15 protein-coding genes are annotated in these 16,085 nt (G+C 63.5%); 7 read left to right on the forward strand and 8 right to left on the reverse strand.

What is annotated here, in order from left to right; translation table 11 throughout:
• Positions 1–34 precede the first annotated feature (34 nt).
• The 5 genes from NXT3_RS00665 to NXT3_RS00685 form a co-directional block, all read right to left on the reverse strand.
• A complete protein-coding gene (locus NXT3_RS00665; RefSeq protein ID WP_104838638.1) occupies positions 35–994 on the reverse strand; it encodes a 2-hydroxyacid dehydrogenase in 960 nt (319 codons plus the stop codon).
• A 9-nt stretch (positions 995–1,003) separates the two neighbouring features.
• Positions 1,004–2,632: an ABC transporter ATP-binding protein gene (locus NXT3_RS00670; RefSeq protein ID WP_104839905.1), complete on the reverse strand. Its 1,629-nt coding sequence runs from the start codon at positions 2,630–2,632 to the stop codon at positions 1,004–1,006.
• A gap of 11 nt (positions 2,633–2,643) precedes the next feature.
• Positions 2,644–3,777: an ABC transporter permease gene (locus NXT3_RS00675; protein ID WP_104838639.1), complete on the reverse strand. Its 1,134-nt coding sequence runs from the start codon at positions 3,775–3,777 to the stop codon at positions 2,644–2,646.
• Positions 3,777–4,859 (reverse strand): microcin C ABC transporter permease YejB, encoded by a 1,083-nt coding sequence (locus NXT3_RS00680; RefSeq protein ID WP_104838640.1) that lies wholly within the window; start codon positions 4,857–4,859, stop codon positions 3,777–3,779. Before NXT3_RS00680 ends, NXT3_RS00675 begins: the two co-directional genes overlap by 1 nt.
• Positions 4,860–5,042: 183 nt before the next feature.
• Complete coding sequence (locus NXT3_RS00685; protein WP_104838641.1) at positions 5,043–6,902, reverse strand: extracellular solute-binding protein; 1,860 nt, start codon at positions 6,900–6,902, stop codon at positions 5,043–5,045.
• Positions 6,903–7,105: 203 nt separating this feature from the next.
• Between NXT3_RS00685 and mepA the strand changes: the two genes are divergently transcribed.
• From mepA to NXT3_RS00715, 6 genes are all read left to right on the forward strand, one after another.
• On the forward strand, positions 7,106–8,173 hold the full coding sequence (mepA, locus tag NXT3_RS00690; protein WP_097525410.1) for a penicillin-insensitive murein endopeptidase: 1,068 nt from the start codon (positions 7,106–7,108) through the stop codon (positions 8,171–8,173).
• A gap of 132 nt (positions 8,174–8,305) precedes the next feature.
• Positions 8,306–8,686: a methylglyoxal synthase gene (locus tag NXT3_RS00695; protein WP_104838642.1), complete on the forward strand. Its 381-nt coding sequence runs from the start codon at positions 8,306–8,308 to the stop codon at positions 8,684–8,686.
• Between the two features lie 70 nt (positions 8,687–8,756).
• The gene (locus tag NXT3_RS00700) at positions 8,757–9,776 is read left to right on the forward strand and encodes a glucokinase (RefSeq protein WP_037422644.1); all 1,020 of its coding nucleotides are present in this window, start codon (positions 8,757–8,759) and stop codon (positions 9,774–9,776) included.
• Between the two features lie 102 nt (positions 9,777–9,878).
• A complete protein-coding gene (locus NXT3_RS00705; protein WP_104838643.1) occupies positions 9,879–11,684 on the forward strand; it encodes an ABC transporter ATP-binding protein in 1,806 nt (601 codons plus the stop codon).
• Between the two features lie 18 nt (positions 11,685–11,702).
• Complete coding sequence (gene dapB / locus NXT3_RS00710) at positions 11,703–12,521, forward strand: 4-hydroxy-tetrahydrodipicolinate reductase (protein ID WP_037422638.1); 819 nt, start codon at positions 11,703–11,705, stop codon at positions 12,519–12,521.
• A 28-nt stretch (positions 12,522–12,549) separates the two neighbouring features.
• The gene (locus NXT3_RS00715; protein ID WP_037422635.1) at positions 12,550–13,185 is read left to right on the forward strand and encodes a 2,3-bisphosphoglycerate-dependent phosphoglycerate mutase; all 636 of its coding nucleotides are present in this window, start codon (positions 12,550–12,552) and stop codon (positions 13,183–13,185) included.
• A gap of 53 nt (positions 13,186–13,238) precedes the next feature.
• Here the strand turns inward: NXT3_RS00715 and NXT3_RS00720 are convergent, their stop codons facing one another.
• Both NXT3_RS00720 and NXT3_RS00725 read right to left on the reverse strand, forming a co-directional pair.
• Positions 13,239–14,111, reverse strand: coding sequence for a methylated-DNA--[protein]-cysteine S-methyltransferase (locus NXT3_RS00720; RefSeq protein WP_097525413.1), 873 nt, complete (start codon positions 14,109–14,111; stop codon positions 13,239–13,241).
• Positions 14,112–14,175: 64 nt separating this feature from the next.
• Positions 14,176–14,673 carry a DUF2244 domain-containing protein gene (locus tag NXT3_RS00725; protein ID WP_104838644.1) on the reverse strand — a complete coding sequence of 166 codons (498 nt, stop codon included), beginning with the start codon at positions 14,671–14,673 and terminating at the stop codon, positions 14,176–14,178.
• A gap of 22 nt (positions 14,674–14,695) precedes the next feature.
• Here NXT3_RS00725 and nth point away from each other — a divergent pair, with 22 nt between their 5' ends.
• Complete coding sequence (gene nth / locus NXT3_RS00730) at positions 14,696–15,472, forward strand: endonuclease III (protein WP_104838645.1); 777 nt, start codon at positions 14,696–14,698, stop codon at positions 15,470–15,472.
• A 12-nt stretch (positions 15,473–15,484) separates the two neighbouring features.
• Here nth and NXT3_RS00735 read toward each other — a convergent pair whose 3' ends face one another.
• Positions 15,485–16,078: a TetR/AcrR family transcriptional regulator gene (locus NXT3_RS00735; protein ID WP_097525415.1), complete on the reverse strand. Its 594-nt coding sequence runs from the start codon at positions 16,076–16,078 to the stop codon at positions 15,485–15,487.
• Positions 16,079–16,085: the final 7 nt, after the last annotated feature.

A 16,085-nucleotide genomic window follows, 5' to 3' on the forward strand; every position in this document is an offset into this window, starting at 1 on the left:
CACCGTCCGGCCCGCATGCCCGTCATTCTCAGCTTCAATAGCCGGCTACCTTATCCACCACATGCTCCAGCGGCAGGCCGCTTTCGAAGCGGGTGATCTGCTCTTCGACATGGGCAAAGAGTGCTTTGACGTCGGAGGAGGCGGCGACGTGCGGCGTCACATAGACGTTCGGCATGTCCCAGAAGCGGCTTTCGGGCGTCAGCGGCTCTCTTTCGAAGACGTCGAGCGAGGCTCCACCCAGAACGCCTGAATCGAGGCATTCGAGGATGTCGGCTTCGACCTGGCTGCCGCCGCGGCCGGCATTGATGAAAACCGGTGCGCCGAAAGGTCCCTTGCGGCTGAGCTTCCTGAAGAGGGCTGCGTTGAAAATGCCCCTCGTATCCGGCGTCAGCGGCAGCAGCCCGACCAAAAAATCCGTCCGGCCGAGGAAGGAGTCGAGGCCGGCGGCATCATAGGTGTCGATGCCCTCGACGGTTCGCTTGGTTCGCGACCAGCCGATGACCTCGAAGCCCATCACCGCGAGCTTGCGGGCGGCGTCCTGGCCGAGCACGCCCATTCCCATGATGCCGACGGTAACGTCGGCGGCTTCCGGTTGGCTTAGGTCCCGCCACTCGCGATTGCTGGCCAGCGCCTCATAGGCGCGATGTTGGCGCAGATGCAGGAGGCATTGCATCACCACCCATTCGCTCATCCGGGTCGTCAGCGTCCGGTCGACGAAGCGCACCAGCGGCACATCGGGCAGGCCCGGCAGCGTCAGAACGTGATCGACACCGGCGCCGCCGGAAAAGACGACCTTCAGGTCCGGTGCGCGAGAGAAGAGGTCGGGCGCCGACTTCCAGACCACCGCATAATCGATCGCCGAGAGGTCCCGGCCGCGATGGGACGGATCCGCGAGGTTGATCACCTCGCGTCCGGAAAAGGCGCCCTTAAGGGCGGCGCCCACTTCCTCCGGAATGAATTTCAGGTCGACGATGATGGGGCTCTTGGCAGGCATTCGGACGCTCTACTGACGGATGGCGGAAAGGTTGACGGCCTCGAGATTGAAGGCGGCGGCCATCAGCGCCTTGGTATAGTCTTCGACGGGCGCCTCGAAGATCCGTTCGGCCGGTCCCTGTTCGACCACCTTGCCGAGCCGCATGACGATCACCTCGTTGGCGAGCGCCCGCACCACCTTCAGGTCGTGGCTGATGAACAGATAGGCGAGATTGTGCTTGCGCTGCAGATCGCGCAGGAGGTCGACCACTTGCGCCTGGACGCTCATGTCGAGGGCCGAGGTCGGCTCGTCGAGCATGACGAATTGCGGCTTGAGGACCATTGCCCGTGCAATCGCGATGCGCTGCCGCTGGCCGCCGGAGAATTCATGCGGGTAGCGCCAGCGGGTGGCCGGGTCGAGCCCGACCTCCTGCAGCGCTGCGGCAACGCGTGCATCGCGCTCGTCGTCGGAGAGCGCCCTCTCATGAATCTTCAGCCCCTCGCCGATGATGTCGGCGACCGACATGCGCGGGCTGAGGGAGCCGTAAGGATCTTGGAAGACCACCTGCATGCGGTTCCGGAGCGGCCGCATCTCGCGGAAACTATAGGCGTCGATGTCCTGGCCGACGAAGGCGATCCGTCCCTTCGACGAGATCAGCCGCGTCAGCGCCAGGCCGAGCGTCGTCTTGCCCGAACCGGATTCGCCGACGACGCCGAGCGTCTGGCCGGCACGCAGCGTCAGATCGATGCCGTCCACCGCCTTCACATGATCGACGACACGGCGCAGGAAGCCGGCCTTGATCGGGAACCAGACCTTCACGTCCTTGCCTTCGACGACGATCGGCTTCGATGGGTCGGAAGGCGGCGGCTCGCCCTTCGGCTCGGAGGCGAGCAGATGCCGTGTATAGGCATGCTGCGGATTGGCGAAGATCTCGGCGGTCGGGCCGGTCTCGACGATCTTGCCCTTGGTCATCACGCAGACCCGGTCTGCGATCTTGCGGACGATGCCGAGGTCATGGGTGATGAACAGCATGGACATGCCGTGCTGGTCCTTGAGCGACTTCAGGAGTTCGAGGATCTGCGCCTGGACGGTGACGTCGAGCGCGGTGGTCGGCTCGTCGGCGATCAGGAGTTCCGGCCGGTTGGCGAGCGCCATGGCGATCATCACGCGCTGGCGCTGGCCCCCGGAAAGCTGGTGCGGATAGGCGCCGAGCCGCTTTTCTGCCTCGCGGATGCCGACCTGATCGAGGAGCTCCAGCGTTTTCGCTCGCGCCGCGGGCCCCTTCACGTCCTGGTGCAATTCGAGGATTTCGCCGATCTGCTGCTCGATCGTGTGCAGCGGATTGAGCGACGTCATCGGCTCCTGGAAGATCATGGTGATGTCGTTGCCGCGCACATGGCGCAATTCGGCATCGCTCGCCTTCAGGAGATCCTTGCCGTTGAAGAGGATTTCGCCGCTCGGATGGCTCGCAGCCGGGTAGGGCAGGAGCTTCAGGATCGAATTCGCCGAGACCGACTTGCCCGAGCCGGATTCGCCGACAAGCGCCACCGTCTCGCCGCGCTTGATGTTGAAGGAGATGTGGTCGACGGCGATGGAGGTGTTGCCGCCCTGGTGGAAGGCGACGGAGAGATCGCGCACGGAGAGGAGGGTGTCTGTCATCGTCGTGGCGCTCACCGGAATGTCTTCCTCGGGTCGAAGGCGTCGCGCGTTGCCTCGCCGACGAAGATCAAGAGCGACAGCATGACCGACATGGCGCAGAAGGCGGTAAGCCCGAGCCAGGGTGCCTGCAGGTTCGATTTCCCCTGGGCGATCATCTCGCCGAGCGAGGGCGAGCCGGGCGGCATGCCGAAACCCAGGAAGTCGAGCGAGGTGAGCGTTGTGATCGAGCCCGACAGGATGAAGGGCAGGAAGGTCAGCGTCGCCACCATCGCGTTCGGCAAGAGGTGCCGGTACATGATCGTGCCGTTGCCGACGCCGAGCGCGCGGGCCGCATTGACGTATTCGAAATTGCGGGCGCGCAGGAATTCGGCCCGCACCACGCCGACAAAGCCGACCCAGGAAAAGAGCAGCATGATGCCGAGCAGGATGAAGAAGCCCGGCGGCAGGATGGCGGCGATGATCAGCAGGATGTAGAGCACCGGCATCGACGACCAGATTTCGATGAAGCGCTGCAATAAAAGGTCCGTCCAGCCGCCGAAATAGCCCTGCACTGCCCCGGCCGAAACGCCGATCACCGCCGAGGCGAGAGTGAGCGCCAGGCCGAACAGCACCGAGATGCGGAAACCGTAGATCATGCGCGCCATGACGTCGCGCGCCTGATCGTCCGTACCCAGCCAGTTCAAATTGCCGAGTATGCAGCCGCGATCCGCCGACCCTTGCGGATAGGCCGAGCAGCGCTCCTCCTCGCTCATCAGCCAGAAGGGCGCAGTCGGCGCCGAATGCGGAATATTGGAGTTGACGGTCTGATAGGAATAGCGGATCGGCGGCCAGATCATCCAGCCATTCGCCTCGATCTCGTCGCGGATGAAATCGGAGCGGAAGTCGGTCTCGGCCAGGAAGCCGCCGAATTTCTCTTCCGGGTAATCCACCAGCACCGGAAACAGGATCTCGCCCTTGTAGGAAGCAACGATCGGCTTGTCGTTGGCGATGAACTCGGCGCAGAGGCTGAGGCCGAAAAGCACGAGAAAGATCCAGAGCGACCAGTAGCCGCGCCGGTTTGCCTTGAAATTCTGCCAGCGGCGCCGGCCGATCGGCGTCAGCCAGCCCTTTTCCGGCGCTTGTGAATAGGTCGCGACGGTGCTCATCAGACGTCCCTCCGCTCGAAGTCGATGCGTGGGTCGACCCAGGTGTAGATCAGGTCGGAGATGAGGCTGACGATGAGACCCATCAGCGAGAAGATGTAGAGGGTGGCGAAGACGATCGGATAGTCGCGCTTGACGACGGCGTCGTAGCCGAGGCGGCCGAGCCCATCGAGGGAGAAGATGTATTCGATCAACAGCGAGCCGGTGAAGAAGGCGGAGATGAAGGCGCCAGGGAAGCCCGCGATGATGATCAGCATCGCATTGCGGAAAACGTGGCCGTAGAGCACCTTGCGCTCGCTGAGCCCCTTGGCGCGTGCCGTCGTCACATATTGCTTCTTGATCTCGTCGATGAAGGAATTTTTCGTCAGCAGCGTCGTCGTCGCGAAGGCCGAAAGCAGCAGCGTGATCAGCGGCAGCGTCATGTGCCAGAAGTAATCGAGGATCTTCTGGTACCAGGGAAGCTCGTGGAAATTGTCCGAGACGAGGCCGCGCAGGGGGAACCAGTCGAAGAAGGAGCCGCCGGCGAAAATCACGATCAGCAGGATGGCGAAGAGGAAGCTCGGCACCGCGTAACCGATGACGATTATGCCGGAGGTCCAGACGTCGAAGGTCGAACCGTCGGAGACCGCCTTCCGGATGCCGAGGGGAATCGAGATGGCGTAGGAGAAGATCAGGATCCAGACGCCGAGCGAGATCGACACCGGCATTTTCTCGATGATGAGGTCGACGACCGAGGTGTTGCGGAAGAAGCTCTCGCCGAAATCGAAGCGGGCATAGTTCCACATCATGCCGAGAAAGCGCTCGAGCGGCGGCTTGTCGAAGCCGAACTGCTTCTCGAGCTTGGCGATGAATTCCGGATCGAGCCCCTGCGCGCCGCGATAGCGCCCGCCCTCGTCGCCGCCTCCCTGCAGGAGATCGCCGCCGCTGCCGGAAAGCCGATCGGAGCCGGCTGCATTGGTGAGGTCCGAAATCACCTGCTCCACCGGGCCGCCCGGCGCGAACTGCACGACGGCAAAGGAGATCGCCATGATGCCGATGATCGTCGGGATCATCAGGAGCAGCCGGCGCAGGATATAGGCACCCATCAGGCGAACCTCTGGATCGACGTATGGGCGGAGGCCCGCACCCGCGAAGCATCGGCATGCCGTCTATGGTGTCTCAACCCTTGCGTCTCCTTGCGGCTGTCAAGTCCGGATCGTGCCTGTGGGCTTGTTTCAATGATTCGTTTTTTGCATTTGGAATCGAGACGCCATCGAAGTGCAAGGACTTCATTTGGCAGCGGCGTTTTTCGACCACCAGGCATCCGGGAAGCCTGTCCCGTAGTACGGAAGCTCCTTGGGACGGGCGAGATGGTTCCAATAGGCAACGCGCACCGACTTCGAGTAGAACAGCGGCACGACGTAGTGATGGGCAAGAAGAACGCGGTCGAGTGCCCGTGTCGTTGCAACCAGTTCCTCGCGGTTCGGAGCGAAGATGATTTTCCGTATGAGTTCGTCGATGGCCGGATCGGCAATGCCGGCATAGTTCCGTGATCCCGGCTGGTCGACCGAGGCCGAGCCCCAGTAGTCGATCTGTTCGTTGCCGGGCACCAATGTTTGCGCCCAGATGCCATAGATCATGTCGTAGTCGAAGCTTCTGATGCGATTGGTGTATTGCGAGTCGTCGACGGTCCGTATGCGAGCATCGATGCCGATCTTCTTCACGCTGTTGACGAACGGCGTGACCGTGCGCTCAAAAGACGGATTGGACAGAAGGAGTTCGAAGCTGAAGGGCTCGCCGGTCTTGGCGTTCACCAATCGGTTGCCCTTGAGCGTGTAACCTGCGTCCTTGAACAGTTCGAGAGCCTTGCGCAAGTTCTCGCGCACCTTCTGCGGGTCGCCATTTACGGGGTTCTTATAGGGCGTGGTAAAGACGGCGGCAGGAACCTTGTCCTTCAGTTCCTCAAGGATTTCCTTCTCGCGGCCTTCGGGAAGGTTGGAGGAGGCAAGCTCGGTGCCCCAGAAATAGCTGTCGACGCGCTGGAAGGCGTTATGGGCGAGGCTGCGGTTCAGATCCTCGAAGTCGAAGGCGTAATTCAGCGCCTCGCGCACCCGCTGATCCCTGAATTTTTCGCGGCGCATGTTCGGCACGAAGGCCTGCATAATTCCGGTCGCGCGCAGGGGGTTCTCTATCTCCGCGCGGATCACGCGCCCGTCTTTCATGGCCGGAAAGTCATAGGCCGTCGCCCAATGGCTTGCGCTGTTGTCCTGGTAGAAATCGATGTTGCCCGCGCGAAAGGCTTCGAACTGCACGTTCCTGTCGCTGAAGTAGGCATAGGTGATCGCGCCGAAATTGTACTGACCGACATTGACGTTGAGGGTCTTGGCCCAATAGTCGTCCCGCAATTCGAAACGGATCGAGCCGCCCGGCTGGAACGAAGCGATCTTGTAGGGTCCGGAGCCCATGACCGGTTCCAGCGTTGTGCGGCTGATGTCGCGCTTGTTGCCCTTGGCGTCCTGCCCTTCCCACCAGTGCTTCGGCACGATCGGGAACTGGCCGAGAATGTTCGGCAGTTCCTTGTTGTTCTTCTCGTCGAAGCGGAAGGTAATATCGCGCTCGCCCGTTTTTTCCGCTGAAACCACGTGGCGGTAATAGTTGGTCAAAAGTGGATTGTGCTCCTTCACCATGTCGAAGGAAAAGACGACATCCTCCGGCGTCACTGGCTTTCCATCGGCCCACTTGGCCTCCGCGCGCAGACGAAATGTGGCTGAGGAAATATCGTCGGGATAGGAGACTCCCTCGGCTAGCAATCCGTAGGATGTGGTGATCTCATCCTCGGCGGATTTCAGGAGCGTTTCAAAGACGTGGGATGCTACGCCGGTCGCCGCTTCGCCCTTGGCGAGGATGGGATTGAACGTGTCGAACGTGCCGTTTTCCGAGAGACGCAGCTCTCCGCCCTTTGGTGCATCCGGATTGACATAGTCGAAGTGCGGGAAGCCTGCCTTGTACTTGGGCTCATCGATCGACGACGTGCCATGGCGCCAGACGGGCTGTTCTTCGGCCCGCGACGCAGGAGAGAGGAGAAGAAGCGCTGCTGTGAAAAGCGTGGCAGGAAGGCCAAGTTTCAAGGTCCTGCGGGAGTTTGGCATCTAGCCGGTACCTCTTATATTTCAATCTTCTTTTTTGAGAGAATAGGCCAAATCTGGGCAATTGACAGGACTTGCCCAAAATCAGGCGAAATTTTTCAGTCACATCCGGGTGAGTCGCAAGGCTGATGCAACCGCGGCGAATCAGGATAGTATCGGCGGGATCGAGCCCGCCTGTTGCGCGTCGCTGCCGATGGGGGAATGGAATGGGATTTGACACGCGTGCCGCGCTTCGACGCTGCGGCTCCGCACTGCTGGCGCTGATGACGAGCACGGGTCTTCTCGCGACCGATGCCGCCTCCGCCGACGGCACGCCTGCCAAGGAGCTCTTCGGTGCCAGGGCCTTGCCGACCGCGGCGGCGCCGACGTCCTACGGCTTCTATTCCAAGGGCTGCCTTGCCGGCGGCATCGCCATTCCGACCGACGGCCCCACATGGCAGGCCATGCGCCTGTCGCGCAACCGGCGCTGGGGGCACCCCGAGATGATCGCTCTGATCGAGCGCTTCTCCAACGACGCGGCCGAAAAAATCGGCTGGCCAGGGCTGCTGCTCGGCGACATCTCGCAGCCGCGCGGCGGCCCGATGCTGTCCGGCCATGCCTCGCACCAGATCGGCCTCGACGCCGACATCTGGCTGACGCCGATGCCGCAGAAGACGCTCAGCTATGAGGAGCGCGAATCGATTTCCGCGACCTCGATGCTCGACAAGAGCAAGTTCCTGACGATCGACCGCTCCGTCTGGACGCCGTCCCATGCGCGGCTGATCATGCTGGCGGCGAGCTACCCCGAAGTCGAGCGCGTCTTCGTCAATCCGGCGATCAAGAAGAAACTCTGCGACACCTGGCGCGGCGATCGCGCAGCACTCGGCAAGGTGCGACCGATCTACGGCCACGACTACCATTTCCATATCCGCATCAAATGCCCGGCCGGCTCGCAAGGCTGCAAGGACCAGGCCGCAGTGCCCGCCGGCGACGGCTGCGACAAGTCGCTCGCCTGGTGGTTTACCGAGGCACCCTGGGCGAAGCCGAAGAAAAAACCCGGCGAGAAGCCGCCGAAGCCGAGGTTTGCGACGCTTGCCGACCTGCCGAAGGCCTGCGCGCTGGTGCTGAACGGCCCGGCTCCAGCCTCCGAGCAGCAGGCGACCTTCGGAACGGCCTACCATGCTCCGGCCGCCATTCCCGCCGCCGCGACGAGCATCGAAGCCGTCATTGGGGCCGCGGCCGAGACGCCGTTTGCCGAGATCCCCGTGCCGCTGCCGCGTCCGGCGCTGCAATAAGGAAACATGCAGCAGTGTCTTTGCAATTTCACGGCACTCCTGTATAGCCGTTCAAATCGATTTAAATCGGGATCGAAGTGGGATTGCGCCGTGCTCTCCACTCTGGCCCCGTGAGCTTGCCGAGGACGCCGCATGGCCGATCGCAGATGTCTCGCCCTGATCGCCCACGATCAGAAGAAGGATGATCTCGCCGCATTCGCCAAGGCGCACGAGGCCACGCTTTCTAGTTGGAAGATCGTCGCCACCGGCACGACCGGCGGCCGCGTTCTCGACGCCTGCCCCGGCCTCGACGTGACGCGGCTGAAAAGCGGGCCGCTCGGCGGCGACCAGCAGATCGGTGCCTTGATCGCGACCGGCGACATCGACTGCCTGATCTTCTTCGTCGACCCGCTGACCGCCATGCCGCACGACGTCGACGTCAAAGCGCTGATGCGTCTAGCCATCGTCTACGACATTCCGATGGCGCTCAACCGGGCGACCGCCGAGCAGTTGATCGACTTCAGGCGCAACTGATACATCTTCGGAATCAGGCGCAACTGATACATCTTCGGAAATTGTACGCGCGAGCCGGGACGAATCTGCCATGCTGACTGCGAATGACCAGAGCTTCTCCTTTCCGATCTTGATCGGTGATATCGGTGGCACGAACGCCCGCTTCGCACTGCTCGCCGACCCGTTCGCCGAGCCGCTGCAGCTGCCGCCGATCAAGACGGGAGACTTCGAGACGATTGAGGAGGCGCTCAAGAAGAGCATTCTCGATCATGTCTCCGAAAGACCCCGTTCGGCGATCCTTGCCGTGGCGGGGCCGATCAAGAGCGACGAGATCCCGCTGACCAATGCCGGCTGGGTGATCCGGCCGAAGGACATGCTGGCGAAGCTCGGGCTGCAGGACGTGCTGGTCATCAACGACTTCGAGGCGCAGGCGCTCGCGATCGCCGCTCCGGCCGAAGAGGATGTCGTGCAGATCGGCGGCGGCAGCGCCCGGCCGCGGAGTTCCCGCGCGGTGCTCGGCCCCGGCACTGGCCTCGGCGTCGCCGGTCTCGTTTTCGCCCAGGACACCTGGATCCCCGTACCGGGCGAAGGCGGGCATGTGGATATCGGTCCGCGCAGCGAGCGCGATTTCCGCATATGGCCGTTCCTCGAGCCGATCGGAGGCCGCATGGCGGGGGAGCAGATCCTTTGCGGACGCGGCATCATGAATCTCTACCGCGCCGTCTGCGCGGCCGATGGCCTGGAGCCGTCGCTCAAGGATCAGGCGGAAGTGACGACCAGCGCGCTTTCCGGGCAGGATCCGGCGGCGGTCGAGACGGTGTCGCTGTTCTGCACCTATCTCGGCCGCGTCGCCGGCGACATGGCGCTGGTCTTCATGGCGCGCGGCGGCGTCTATCTCGCCGGCGGCATTTCGCAGAAGATCTTGCCGGCGCTGATGAAGCCGGAATTCCGCGCCGCCTTCGAGAATAAGGCACCGCATTCGGCGCTGATGCAAACAATACCGACCTTTGCGGTCGTCCATCCGATGGCGGCGCTTTCCGGGCTTGCCGCCTTCGCACGCGCGTCAAGAGACTTCGGTGTTGCAATGGAGGGACGGCGCTGGCGAAGCTGAGCGGCGGACCGATGCAAGGACTCGCCAAAGCAGCTTCAAACCACTATAGACCCCCGACACGTGGCGCCGACGTGCCACAGCAGGCCAGGGAAAACGGGCTTCTTGAACGCCACGAACAGAAAACAGCGCGCGATGGATTCCGAGACGATCACCGGAATTCTGCGGCGCGTCATCGCTGAGAACGGTTGCGACCACATCCGGGGCTATGCCTTCGCCATTTCCTGCCTGATCGTCGTCGCGGCAACGACCGGTTTCACCGCCTGGATCATGGAAACGGTTGTCAACGAGGCCTTCGCCAACAGGCGGGCGGATATCGTCCTGGTGATCTGCGCGGCCATTTTCGCCGCCTTCGTCCTGCGCGGCCTGGCGACCTACGGTCAAGCCGTCGCGCTGTCGAAGATCGGCAACAACATCGTGGCGCGCTATCAGCGCCGGCTTTACTCCCACATCATGGCGCTCAGCGTCGGCTATTTTCACGAGCATCGCTCGGCGCAGCTTGCGGCGAAGATCAGCCAGAACGTCAGTGGCATACGTGACGTGCTCAACATGACGGTCACGTCGATCGCCCGGGACTTCCTGACTCTGATCGGCCTGATCGGCGTCATGTTCAGCAAGGACTGGCTGCTGTCGCTGATCGTCTTCTTCGTCGCGCCGCCGCTGTTTCTCGGCCTGCGCTACATATCCAGACGTCTGCGTCTGGCGACACGCGAGGCCATCGAGGTCAACAGCCGGGTTCTCGGGGCGATGCAGGAAACGATCCAGGGCATCACCATCATCAAGGCCTTCACGATGGAGAACGAGCTCCGCCGCAAGGTCGAGACGATCATCGATCGGGCCGAGAACCGCGCCAACCGCATCGCACGCCTGAGCGAACGCACGGCGCCGATGACCGAAACCTTCGCGGGCCTCGCCATCTCCAGCGTGCTTGCCTATGCCGCCTTCCGGACGATCTACGGCAACGTGCCCCCGGGTGCTTTCTTCGCCTTCGTCACGGCGCTCTTGATGGCCTATGATCCGGCCCGCCGCCTCGCGCGGCTGCAGGTGTCGATGGAGCGCGCCGCCGTAAATGCCCGCATGATCTACGAGATCCTCGACACGATACCGCATCAGCGCGATCGCCCCGATGCGACCGAGCTCAAGCTCGGTGGGGCGACCGTCGAACTGCGCGATGTCCGCTTTTCCTATGCCAATGGCGACGAGATCCTTAAGGGTGTGAGCTTCCGCGCCGAGGGCGGTAAGACGACGGCGCTCGTCGGACCCTCCGGTGCCGGCAAGTCGACCATCATCAGCCTCATTCCGCGCTTCTACGATCCGCAGTCGGGCGAGATCCTGATCGACGGCCAGAACATCGCCGGCGTTACCAAGCAGTCGCTGCGCAACGGCCTCGCCTATGTCTCGCAGCAGCCGTATCTTTTCGAAGGCTCGATCCGCGACAATATCCGTTACGGCCGTCCCGATGCCACGGATCAGGAAGTCGAGGAGGCCGCACGGCTTGCCTATGCGCACGATTTCATTCTGGCGCAGCCGCAGGGCTACGACACGCCGGTCGGCGAGCATGGCGTGACGCTCTCCGGCGGCCAGCGGCAGCGCCTGTCGATCGCCCGGGCGCTGGTGCGCAACGCGCCCATCCTGCTTCTCGACGAGGCCACCTCGGCGCTCGACACCGAATCCGAGGCCGCCGTGCAGAAGGCGCTCGATCAGGCGATGAGCGGGCGTACCGTGATCGTCATCGCCCACCGGCTCTCGACCGTCGTCAATGCCGACAAGATCGTCGTGATGAAGGACGGCAAGGTCGTCGAGGAGGGATCGCATGAGGAGCTTGCGCGGCGGCCGGACGGTCTCTACGCTCGCCTCCACAACCTCCAGGGCAACGGCGCGGACCTGCCTGACGAAGCGAAAATCCTGTAGATACGAGGAAATCTGGCGATGAGCGAAACGGACATGAAGCTCGTGGTGGTCGGCGCGGCCGGTCGAATGGGCCAGACGCTGATCCGGATCGTTCACGAGACGGCCGGCGTGCGGCTGCATGCCGCGATCGAGCGCTCGAATTCGCCTTTCATCGGCCGGGACGCCGGCGAGCTTGCCGGCCTCGGACCGATCGGCGTCCCCGTCACCGACAAGCCGCTCGAAGCCTTTGTCGAGGCGGAGGGAGTGCTCGATTTCACCGCGCCGGCGGCTAGCGTCGAATTCGCCGGCCTCGCGGCACAGGCGCGCATCGTTCATATCGTTGGCACGACCGGATGCTCCGCAGACGACGAGGCGAAGATCCGCGCGGCCGCCCGCCATGCACGCATCGTCAAGTCGGGCAATATGAGCCTCGGCGTCAATCTCCTGGGCGTGCTCACGGAGAAGGCGGCGCGCGCGCTAGGCCCTGCCGATTGGGACATCGAGATTGTCGAGATGCACCACAAGCACAAGGTCGACGCGCCTTCGGGCACGGCGCTCCTCATCGGTGAGGCAGCGGCGAAGGGACGCGGCATCGATCTTGCGGACCATTCCGTCCGTGTGCGCGACGGCCATACCGGCCCCCGCGCGCAAGGTACGATCGGCTTTGCGACCCTGCGCGGCGGCTCGGTCATCGGCGAGCATTCCGTGATTCTTGCGGGCGAAGGTGAACTGGTGACGCTGTCGCACAGCGCCACGGACCGCTCGATTTTCGCGCGTGGCGCCGTCACGGCGGCTCTTTGGGCGCGCAGCCAGAAGCCCGGCTTCTACTCCATGCTCGATGTTCTCGGGCTCAACTGACACGTCAAACTGCTGAAGGGAAATCGAAATGAGCGGCACTCTCGTCCTCGTCCGGCACGGCCAGAGCGAATGGAACCTGAAGAACCTTTTCACCGGCTGGCGCGATCCGGACCTGACCGAGCTTGGCGTCGAGGAAGCAAAGGCAGGCGGCAAGGCGCTCGCCGAATACGGCATCAAGTTCGACATCGCCTTCACCTCCGATCTCGTCCGCGCCCAGCGCACCTGCCAGATGGTGCTCGACGCCGTCGGCCAGTCGTCGCTGGAAACGATCCGCGACCAGGCGCTCAACGAGCGCGACTACGGCGATCTCTCCGGCCTTAACAAGGACGATGCCCGCGCCAAATGGGGCGAGGAGCAGGTGCATATCTGGCGCCGCTCCTATGACGTGCCGCCGCCCGGCGGCGAAAGCCTGCGCGACACCGGCGCCCGCGTCTGGCCGTACTACCTGACCGAAATCCTGCCGCGCGTGCTCGCCGGCGAGAAGGTGCTGGTCGCCGCCCACGGCAACTCGCTGCGCTCGCTCGTCATGGTGCTCGATCGCCTGACCAAGGAACAGGTCCTGAACCTCAACCTCGCGACCGGCGTGCCGATGGTCTACAAGCTGAAGGCGGATTCCACCGTCGCCTCCAAGGAAGTGCTCGGCGACATGTCGGCCGCGCATTGAGCGCCCACATCCTCGATCGAAGCAAAAGGGGCGCCGCGGCGCCCCATTTTGTTTCATGCCTTTCCCGCTTCCCAGCCGAGGATCGCCCGCTTTCGCGTCAGCCCCCAATGATAGCCGGTGAGTTCGCCGCCCTTGCCGAGCGCCCGGTGGCAGGGCACGACAAAGGAGATCGGGTTGCGGCCGACGGCCGCTCCGACGGCGCGCGACGCGGTCGGTTGGCCGATTTCGCCGGCGATCTTCGAATAGGTCGTCGCCTTGCCGAGCGGAATGTTCAACAGCGCCTGCCAGACCCGGATCTGAAAGTCCGAGCCGATCAGCACGATGTTGAGCGGCTCGTCGGCGCACCAGCGCTCCGGGTTGAAGATGCGGGCGGCATAGCGTGCCGTTGCCGCGCTGTCCTCGAAGTAATTGGCGTTCGGCCAGCGCCGGGCCATGTCCTCGAAGCTCGCCCGCTCCTCGCCGGCGTCGGCAAAGGCAAGGCCTGCGAGGCCGCGCTCGGTCACCATCACCAGCGCCGTGCCGAAAGGGGAAGGGTGGAAGCCGTAGCGGATCGTCAGCCCCGCGCCGCGCGCCTTCCACTCGCCGGGCGACATCGCCTCATGGGTGACGAAGAGATCGTGCAGCCGGCCGGGGCCGGAGAGCCCGACCTCGATGCTGGTCTCGAGCAGCGGCATCTCCTCCTGGCGCAGAAGGCGCTTGGCATGGTCGAGCGTCACCGCTTGCAGGAAGGCCTTTGGCGAAAGACCGGCCCACCGGGTAAAGACCTTCTGGAGCTGCGTCGGCGACTGGCTGAGGCGGCGGGCGATCGTTTCCAGCGACGGCTGGTCGCGGTAATCCTCGGTCAGCATCTCGATGACGTGGCGCACCGTGTCGTAATCGGTGCCGTCCGGGGTGATGTCGATGGGAATGGTTGTGACGACGTTCATGGATCATCTCCTGTCATGCCGCAGGAAACCATGCCGGAGACCGGATAACCACCCGATTCTTGATTCATCTCGACCGCGCCGTGGCGAGCGCCCGGGAGAAGGCGACGGCGAAGGTTTCGCGATCGTCGCGGTTGAGAAACGAACCGACGTCCGTCTGCCGGCCGTCGCCGCTGATCCTCATCGAGACGATGCCGATCTCCTGGTGGCGCTTGATGCTGAAGCGCGCCCAGAAGGGGTTGAAGCGATGCTCGATCATGTTTCCCGATGGCGCGAACTTCCTCACCGACACGTCGGTGCGCGAGACGCTGACCTCCTCGCGGGCGCGCGCCGAATGGTAGTTGAGCCAAAAGGCGCCGAAGAGCAGCACGAAATCGAGGCCGAAGAAGAACACGATCGGCCAGGCGCCGATGACCAGGAACACCAGGACATGCACGGCGCTCATCGCAGCCGCGATCATCAGCAGGATCTTGAACCCTTTGAGGCCGAGCGAGCGGTAGGGGGTGAGTTCCGCCGAAAAGATCGGCGCGTCGTTGATGTGTGTCTCGGCGTTGCCTTCGGTCATAACCAATGACTATAGATGCAGCATGAAAAACGTGAAACGCAAATTGTCGCCGGGACCCGCGAAACCGCGCGCGGCAACGGCTGCCCGCCGATCCACGCGGCAGCGCAGTGTCTATAGCAAGGCGGAGATCGAGGAAATCTTTCGCCGCTTCTCGGTCCAGCGGCCGGAGCCGAAGGGCGAGCTCGAACATGTCAACGCCTTCACGCTGCTGGTGGCGGTGGCGCTTTCGGCGCAGGCGACGGATGCCGGCGTCAACAAGGCGACGCGGCCGCTCTTTGTCGTCGCCGACACGCCCGAAAAGATGATGGCGCTCGGCGAAGACAAACTGCGCGACTATATCAAGACTATTGGCCTTTACCGCAACAAGGCAAAGAATGTCATCGCGCTCAGCCAAAAGCTGATCGCCGATTTCGGCGGCGAGGTGCCGAAGACGCGCGAGGAGCTCATGACGCTGCCGGGCGTCGGCCGCAAGACCGCCAATGTGGTGCTGCAGATGGCCTTCGGCCAATCGACCATTGCCGTCGACACGCATCTCTTCCGCATCGCCAACCGCATTCGCCTCGCACCCGGCAAGACGCCGGACGACGTTGAGGCCAATCTGATGCGGGTCATCCCGGAGACATATCTCTACCACGCCCACCATTGGCTCATCCTGCACGGCCGCTATGTGTGCAAGGCGCGCCGGCCGGAATGCGAGCGCTGCATCATCGCCGACATCTGCAAGTCGCCCGAAAAGAGTTGCGACATTCCGGCGCCGCTTGTCGAATTGCCGCCACAGGTCCTTCCGGTCGCCGGCTGACGACCCAGCTCTTCATGGGTCGATCAAGCGATCGATCAGCCTGTCGATCGCATAGGCATAGTCGGCCCGCGCCGCACCGGCATCGATCTCGAGCGCTGCCCGGTCGAAGGCGGCGGACAAGAGGAAGGCCATCGCCTTGACCGCCTTCTCCTCGAGGCGGTGGGGAGCCATGGCCGCGCTCAATCCTTCTTCGAGAGTTCTGCCGCCATGCGCGGCGTCGATCGCCGCCATCTCGGTGACGCCGAGGACGGCCGGGCCGTCGAGCAGCAGCAGGCGCACCCGGCCGGGAACCGCCATCGCGTCGAAATAGGCGGCTGCCCCGGCGAGCAGCGCCTCGCGCGGCGCGAGGCCGTCGGGAGCGAACTGCTCGATCGTTGCGGCGACTTCGCGCGCCTCCCTTTCTATCACCGCCCGAAACAGCGACTTCTTGTCCTCGAAATGGTGATAGAGCGCGCCGCGCGTAAGCCCCGCCGCGGCGACGATCTCCGGCGTCGCCGTGTCGGCATAGCCCTTGTCGACGAAGAGTGCGTGTGCCGCGTCGATGATGGCGGCGCGGGTCGTGTCCGAGCGTTCGCGATTCGACCGGCGGCTTCTTTCCTGTTGCATACATTCA

Source organism: Sinorhizobium fredii (genome assembly GCF_002944405.1).
Classification (GTDB): domain Bacteria; phylum Pseudomonadota; class Alphaproteobacteria; order Rhizobiales; family Rhizobiaceae; genus Sinorhizobium; species Sinorhizobium fredii_C.

Bases quoted from the DNA above. Each gene is read 5' to 3' on its own strand.
- NXT3_RS00735 (WP_097525415.1), bottom strand. From the start codon at position 16,078: ATGCAACAGGAAAGAAGCCGCCGGTCGAATCGCGAACGCTCGGACACG.
- NXT3_RS00725 (WP_104838644.1), bottom strand. From the start codon at position 14,673: ATGACCGAAGGCAACGCCGAGACACACATCAACGACGCGCCGATCTTT.
- mepA (WP_097525410.1), top strand. From the start codon at position 7,106: ATGGGATTTGACACGCGTGCCGCGCTTCGACGCTGCGGCTCCGCACTG.
- NXT3_RS00680 (WP_104838640.1), bottom strand. From the start codon at position 4,859: ATGGGTGCCTATATCCTGCGCCGGCTGCTCCTGATGATCCCGACGATC.
- NXT3_RS00665 (WP_104838638.1), bottom strand. From the start codon at position 994: ATGCCTGCCAAGAGCCCCATCATCGTCGACCTGAAATTCATTCCGGAG.
- NXT3_RS00685 (WP_104838641.1), bottom strand. From the start codon at position 6,902: ATGCCAAACTCCCGCAGGACCTTGAAACTTGGCCTTCCTGCCACGCTT.
- NXT3_RS00695 (WP_104838642.1), top strand. From the start codon at position 8,306: ATGGCCGATCGCAGATGTCTCGCCCTGATCGCCCACGATCAGAAGAAG.
- NXT3_RS00700 (WP_037422644.1), top strand. From the start codon at position 8,757: ATGCTGACTGCGAATGACCAGAGCTTCTCCTTTCCGATCTTGATCGGT.
- NXT3_RS00670 (WP_104839905.1), bottom strand. From the start codon at position 2,632: ATGACAGACACCCTCCTCTCCGTGCGCGATCTCTCCGTCGCCTTCCAC.
- NXT3_RS00675 (WP_104838639.1), bottom strand. From the start codon at position 3,777: ATGAGCACCGTCGCGACCTATTCACAAGCGCCGGAAAAGGGCTGGCTG.
- dapB (WP_037422638.1), top strand. From the start codon at position 11,703: ATGAGCGAAACGGACATGAAGCTCGTGGTGGTCGGCGCGGCCGGTCGA.
- NXT3_RS00715 (WP_037422635.1), top strand. From the start codon at position 12,550: ATGAGCGGCACTCTCGTCCTCGTCCGGCACGGCCAGAGCGAATGGAAC.
- NXT3_RS00720 (WP_097525413.1), bottom strand. From the start codon at position 14,111: ATGAACGTCGTCACAACCATTCCCATCGACATCACCCCGGACGGCACC.
- nth (WP_104838645.1), top strand. From the start codon at position 14,696: ATGAAAAACGTGAAACGCAAATTGTCGCCGGGACCCGCGAAACCGCGC.